We start from the raw sequence: 5,272 nt of genomic DNA, 5'->3' as shown, positions 1-5,272 counted from the left end.
TGTGGAACGGCTTAAAGCTCGCAGCACTTGTTTTTCCGCAAAACGGGAGAGTTTTGTCATAGCCCTGCGGATTGCGGTATCGGTTTTGGCCGGTGCATTATGGAAATCTTCAATCAGGCTTTGCAGCTGCGAATCCAAATCAAGATCGATCTGCATGCAAACTCCATTTCGCCAGTGAACCATCGTCTTTGAGTTTGCGATCGACCCGCCAGCGTTCCCCTCCTTTGCTGATCTGATCGTTGCGTTGCAGGGTAAATGTGTTGGGAATGGCCAATTCCGTATAGGTCTGCATCACCGCATCGAATGCGCCTGCGGCCTGAACATTTCGTCGCAAAACACCCTGTAAGGGGGCGGGGGCAGCATTGTCTGCACGCCACTCAAATACCTGGCCAAAGGCGGTGAGCACCGCCTGGTCCAGTTCATCAAAGGGATCAGTCATTGCGCGACTCTTACGACATAGTGCACTTAATCACCGCCCGGGGCTTCAGGCACAGCGGCAGCGGGTTAGACTGAGTATGCAGCTGCACCCCTTTATCAAAATCCAGAGGCTTCTGCTTGGCATACAGGGGTAAGCCAATGGTGTTGGCCGTTTCAATAAAGTCGGCCGGGCCAAACCATGTGCGGAAAATGTTGGAACCCATTGGGATGACATAGGCTTCATCAGGTTCAATAAAAGGAACCCCTTCAACCTGACCCAGATACTCCTCCCACATGGTGTTGCTGTAGTGGAACCCGTCCCGGTGATCTTTACGCAGCATGGCTCCAGCCTGATAACGCTGGTAGGACTCTTTTACATAGGGGTGGCCAACAAGGGCATCATAAAATTCAGCGCCACAAAAGGCATGCAGGTGGGTGTACATGGTGACGCCCAGCGCTTCATCCACTTTACGGCGCATCTTTACGCAGGTATCTCGCACATCAAGGGTGTCGTCCGAAAAGGCAAAGTCGTGAGTTTGCTGCTGGACTTTGAACTCATCGAAAAGGTCATAAATGATGCTGCCGTCTGCATCGAGAATTTGCCCTTTGATTGCACCCAGCCGGAGATGCTCCAGTGTGACTTCATGATTGGCCCGAATATCGGTCAGGCGTTGGTTCACTACCGTTTGAATGCCTTCCAGGGCTGACGTTGAGCCAAAGGCCCGCACGTTTTGCACTTCGTCGGCGAGAATGGTGCTGTCGTGGGGAATATGGGTCACAGTGAAGTTACGCAGATTGCGCTTGTTGGCTTTGGCCTGTGTGGCGGGTGCGCCACGCTCGGTGGTGGGCAGTAGCTTCAGGGTGCCGTTTTTGGATTCCACCTGCAGTGAGGTAGTGTTGATGCCTGCGTCAACAAACAGACCCAGTTCACCAATACGGCCTGGTTTGTGTGGGGCGTGATTGATGGTGGCTGTCAGCGAGCTCATGGTGAAAGCGTCGTTGCTGAAGATATCGAGAATGTTCATTCAGAAAGTCCTTTTCTTTGTGTTCGGAGGCGGAGTACGGATCAGCGAAGAGCGATATCCAGCGCGCCCAGCTCTGTGATGGCAGTGGCCTTTTGCTCATCGGTGATGCCATCAGGCCAGATCAGCAGGGAGGCATCCACTTCCGCAAGTCTTGCGATTAAGACAGCTTCGCCCCCCGTTGCATCGGTCTGGGTGTTGTTGTAGAGCACCCCTGCAGCCATTTGACTGCCGTCGTCTGCGGCCGGATCAACCGGGCTATAGATGCCGGTGGCCGTATTTTTCCCCAGCACGGTGCCGGAATAGAGCATCAGGCTGGGAGCCAGCTCCACCTGTTCGCGGCTGAGGGTGTTGTTGGCTTCAGACACCAGAAATTCTCCGGTGTGCACGGATTCGGTCAGTGTGGCCATGGGGGTTCCTTATTAGCGGTAAGCGTTTTTGTTGCGTTGCTGGTACAGCGCCTGGGAATCAATATTCAGGTTGCTGGGCTGTGGTGTGTTCTTGTGCTGCAGCTCTGGGGGTAAGCCGTTGTCGATGGGTTGCTGGTTGTTAACCAGTACTTCAAACAGCTCTGTGCGAACGGTTTCTACGGACTTTCCTGAGCGGATATAGTTTGCTGCCTGATCCGACTTTGCTGCAGCACAGAGGTTTTTGATGGTTTCGCAATCCGTGAGCCGTTGCCGTACATCATCCAGCGATGCCTGACCGCGCAACAGGGTTTCTGCCAACTCAGGATAACCGGCCTGATTGCACAGCTGTACGACAGCAAGAGCGGCGGTTTGATCTGTAGACTGAGGTTGTGGAGCTGGCTGTGGGACCGGTTGCGCTGGCGGCTGAGCAACAGGCGGCTTCGGCAATAATCCATCTGGCACCTGATTGAACATGGAAAGGTCGAGGCTGGCGGCCAGCTGCACCGGCTGATCCACCACATCAATAAAGCCCTGCGCCTTGGCTTCTTTGGCTGTCATCCAGGTTTCGCTGGCCATCAGCGGTGTGATGTTTTCCACGGGGGTGCCTGACTTGCCCGAGTAGGCCAGAGCGATAGCTTCTGTCGCCTTGTCCAGCATATCCGCCGTGCGCCGCATATCTTCCGCTTCACCGCCGACCCAGCCCAGAGGGTTGTGGATCATCATCAGGGAGTTGTCCGCCATAGTGATGGTGTCACCGGCCATGGCAATCACACTGGCGATACTGGCGGCAAGACCTTCAATGCGAACATGGATATTCGCGGGGTGGTAACGCAGGGCATTGTAGATAGCGATGCCGTCAAACACGGAGCCGCCGGGGCTGTTGATGCGGACGGTGATGTCTTCTGATGTGGTGGCCTTGAGATCATTCACCAGCTCTTTGGCAGACAATCCCTGCCAGTCACCAATCACATCGTAGATCAGCAGTTCGGCGGGTTTGTCCGCCTGATTTTTGAGGGTGAACCAGGGCTTATTGTGTTTGGCCATCGTCGCGCGTTCCTTGTGGCTGTTTTTGTTGAAGGGAGTGTCTGAGGTCACTGTCGTACTGTAAATTCAATTCGTCAGCCCGGCGATTATCGGCGGCGATTTCATCGTCAATCTGTTCGCTGTCATAACCTTGTTCCGATACCACTTCCGAGCGGGATTTAAAGCCGTTTTTCACCGCCAGACTTTGGGCCTGAACATCCTGAACGGGATGGGTATAGGCCCAGCCGTGGGGAATCCATTTCACTCGCTTGTACTGCGCTTTATTCTTGGCGTAGTTAGGGGCATCAATGGACCCAGAGAGCACGGCGAGATCCAACCATCGATTCCAGACCGGGCGACAGATCTGAAACACAATCTGGTTATGCTGAATCTGTTGTATGCGGCGACGGAACTCATTGAGCACAACCCGCAATGCCCGGTCACTGACGCCTTTCATATCACCGGAGAGCAACTCAAAAGGCAGCCCCATCCCTGCGGCTGAGGCCATCAGCTGTTGGCGCATAAAGTCTGGGTAACCTGCAGGAGAGCCGGGCGGTGTGCTGAACGTCACTTCCTCACCGGGAGCCAGTTCCTGCATGGTGCCGGGTTCCATGGCCACCATGGGGATGTTTTCAAAGTTGGTCTGTATCGGGCGACCGGTCAGGGGATCAACCCGCTCCTGATCTGGATGCGGCTTGGTAATAAAACCGGCAAAGAGGTTGGCAATCTCCTGTCGCAGAAGTGTGGCATCATCAAACTTATCCAGCTGGAACATCCGCAATAGCACACTGGCCAGAACGGGCTGCCCTCTTAATTGGCCAGGGCGCAGTGGTTCATAGAGGTGTAGCACTTCGGAGGCGGGTACCCTGTGAAGATCAGCGGTTTCTATGGAAAACTGCTCTACGGGATGCGCTTTGTGCATCCAGTAAGCCACCCGCTTACCGATCTTGTTGAACTCGATCCCTGCGCGAATGGTATGGCCGTTTGCCAGCTGGTCGTTGTAACCCCAGGGTACAAACTCCGCTTCCAGAACCTGGATTTGCAGTGGTACACTCAAACCATCTTCAGGAAGACGTGGCCGCAGGCGAACAAAACATTCTCCCGCTTCCAGCATGGCTCGGGCCGCTAATGACTGTTGTCCATAAAAATCCAGTGTGCCATCAGCATCCGACTCATCGGTCCAGTCAAGAAACAGCTGTTGTAACTCCTTACGGAATTCATCATTCACAGCGTCACTTTTGGGTTTGATGCCCGTGCCGACAATATTGGCCACCAGCTTGCTGATACCGGCTGAGGCCCAGGGATCATTGCGCAGAGCTGCACGGCTGCGGTTGATGAGTGTACCCAAGTCACCTGTGATTGCTGAGGTTGGCCCGTTATTGGGGGCTCGCCAGCTCATGGCTCTGCGGCCGTGGCCTGCAGCGGTGTAGGTCAGATTGAGAAGGCGCATCCCCAACCAGATTGATATTTTTTTTCTTATACTCATCCAGCCTTTCCGTAAAAGTTATGAATCGGTTCGAGATAAGCAACATGAAAAAAGCATCTGCTACTGACTGGGAGCGTTTGCATGGAATAAAGGACGCAGATATCAATACTTCTGATATACCGGAGCTGAATGAGGACTTCTTTCACGAAGCCAGGCTTACTATTCCGGTAAAACCATCATTCGATGGTCAACCGGATGCTGATATTGCGGAGCTGTGGGCAAAAAAGCGTCACTAAATACCCCGACTCGAATAAATACCATACTGCCGTGGGCGTTTGTTTTTCTTCGCCAGCTCTCTCTCAATAGCTGTCAGGCGACGCTCCATCTCGGCAAAGCTGCTGTATTCAATTTTGCGGCCATCAAACTCTACGGTGCGGGTTTCGCGCAGGAGTACGGCTCGCTTTAAAGCGATGTATTCGGCTTCGGTAAACATGCTTTTCCTTGAAGAGCTATCCCAGATATGAACTGCGTGATGAGCGGCGAGGGCGAGGCTTTTGTTCAACCAGAGCAGCAGTCTCCGCCATAACATCCGGCTCAGGCCGTTGTTCCGCCAACTGCTCCAGATTTAGCCCCCGATGCTGTTGAAGAATCCGCACAGCCGTGAGCGCATAGACTCGACAATCCAGCGCCTCATTACGCTTCTTCTTGGCATCCCACTCAAAGTAAGCGACACCCCGGCGATACTTGCGCACTTTCTCTTCTGCCGTGGCCTGCTTGAAATAATCTTCATCAAAACAGTCCTTCACCGGCCAGTGACAGTAACCAGGGCCGGGTTCCAGAGCGCGATAACGCTGGTAGATCAGTTCTTTGGCGGTATCGGTGCCTACTAATGTGAGGTACACGCCTTTCTTGTTGCGAGTTTTGGGGAAATTGGCGATGGGTTTGCCTGCCTGACTCGCCCCCTTGATGGGGAC

General features: G+C 53.9%; 8 protein-coding genes. 1 reads left to right on the top strand and 7 read right to left on the bottom strand.

What is annotated here, in order from left to right; translation table 11 throughout:
- Positions 1–139: 139 nt before the first annotated feature.
- From E1189_RS19475 to E1189_RS19455, 5 genes are read right to left on the bottom strand one after another with little or no spacing between them, the layout of a single operon-like run.
- Positions 140–439 (bottom strand): head-tail joining protein, encoded by a 300-nt coding sequence (locus tag E1189_RS19475; RefSeq protein WP_155162651.1) that lies wholly within the window; start codon positions 437–439, stop codon positions 140–142.
- A gap of 10 nt (positions 440–449) precedes the next feature.
- Entirely contained in the window at positions 450–1,442 is a 993-nt protein-coding gene (locus E1189_RS19470; RefSeq protein WP_155162649.1) for a major capsid protein, read from the bottom strand.
- A 41-nt stretch (positions 1,443–1,483) separates the two neighbouring features.
- Positions 1,484–1,849, bottom strand: a complete 366-nt coding sequence (locus tag E1189_RS19465; RefSeq protein ID WP_155162648.1) for a head decoration protein — start codon at positions 1,847–1,849, stop codon at positions 1,484–1,486.
- A 12-nt stretch (positions 1,850–1,861) separates the two neighbouring features.
- Entirely contained in the window at positions 1,862–2,893 is a 1,032-nt protein-coding gene (locus tag E1189_RS19460; RefSeq protein ID WP_155162645.1) for a head maturation protease, ClpP-related, read from the bottom strand.
- Complete coding sequence (locus E1189_RS19455) at positions 2,877–4,358, bottom strand: phage portal protein (RefSeq protein ID WP_155162643.1); 1,482 nt, start codon at positions 4,356–4,358, stop codon at positions 2,877–2,879. The genes E1189_RS19460 and E1189_RS19455 overlap by 17 nt, the downstream gene beginning before the upstream one ends.
- Positions 4,359–4,402: 44 nt before the next feature.
- Here E1189_RS19455 and E1189_RS19450 point away from each other — a divergent pair, with 44 nt between their 5' ends.
- On the top strand, positions 4,403–4,594 hold the full coding sequence (locus E1189_RS19450) for a 3-oxoacyl-ACP synthase (protein WP_155162641.1): 192 nt from the start codon (positions 4,403–4,405) through the stop codon (positions 4,592–4,594).
- On the opposite strand, the gene E1189_RS19445 is transcribed toward E1189_RS19450, so the two are convergent.
- The gene (locus E1189_RS19445; RefSeq protein WP_155162639.1) at positions 4,591–4,791 is read right to left on the bottom strand and encodes a phage head-tail joining protein; all 201 of its coding nucleotides are present in this window, start codon (positions 4,789–4,791) and stop codon (positions 4,591–4,593) included. The genes E1189_RS19450 and E1189_RS19445 overlap by 4 nt on opposite strands.
- Positions 4,792–4,807: 16 nt before the next feature.
- On the bottom strand, positions 4,808–5,272 hold a 465-nt coding region (locus E1189_RS25630; protein WP_230460537.1), incomplete at its 5' end, for a terminase gpA endonuclease subunit.

Origin of the sequence: Parendozoicomonas verongulae, assembly GCF_009711465.1 — a bacterium.
GTDB lineage: Bacteria > Pseudomonadota > Gammaproteobacteria > Pseudomonadales > Endozoicomonadaceae > Sansalvadorimonas > Sansalvadorimonas verongulae.
The sequence above is the reverse complement of the archived record's forward strand: the minus strand, read 5'-3'. Positions and strand labels throughout refer to the sequence as shown.

What these genes read in the sequence shown, in the direction of transcription:
- E1189_RS19450 (WP_155162641.1), top strand. Translation starts at nt 4,403, where the DNA reads ATGAAAAAAGCATCTGCTACTGACTGGGAGCGTTTGCATGGAATAAAG.
- E1189_RS19445 (WP_155162639.1), bottom strand. Translation starts at nt 4,791, where the DNA reads ATGTTTACCGAAGCCGAATACATCGCTTTAAAGCGAGCCGTACTCCTG.
- E1189_RS19475 (WP_155162651.1), bottom strand. Translation starts at nt 439, where the DNA reads ATGACTGATCCCTTTGATGAACTGGACCAGGCGGTGCTCACCGCCTTT.
- E1189_RS19455 (WP_155162643.1), bottom strand. Translation starts at nt 4,358, where the DNA reads ATGAGTATAAGAAAAAAAATATCAATCTGGTTGGGGATGCGCCTTCTC.
- E1189_RS19460 (WP_155162645.1), bottom strand. Translation starts at nt 2,893, where the DNA reads ATGGCCAAACACAATAAGCCCTGGTTCACCCTCAAAAATCAGGCGGAC.
- E1189_RS19465 (WP_155162648.1), bottom strand. Translation starts at nt 1,849, where the DNA reads ATGGCCACACTGACCGAATCCGTGCACACCGGAGAATTTCTGGTGTCT.
- E1189_RS19470 (WP_155162649.1), bottom strand. Translation starts at nt 1,442, where the DNA reads ATGAACATTCTCGATATCTTCAGCAACGACGCTTTCACCATGAGCTCG.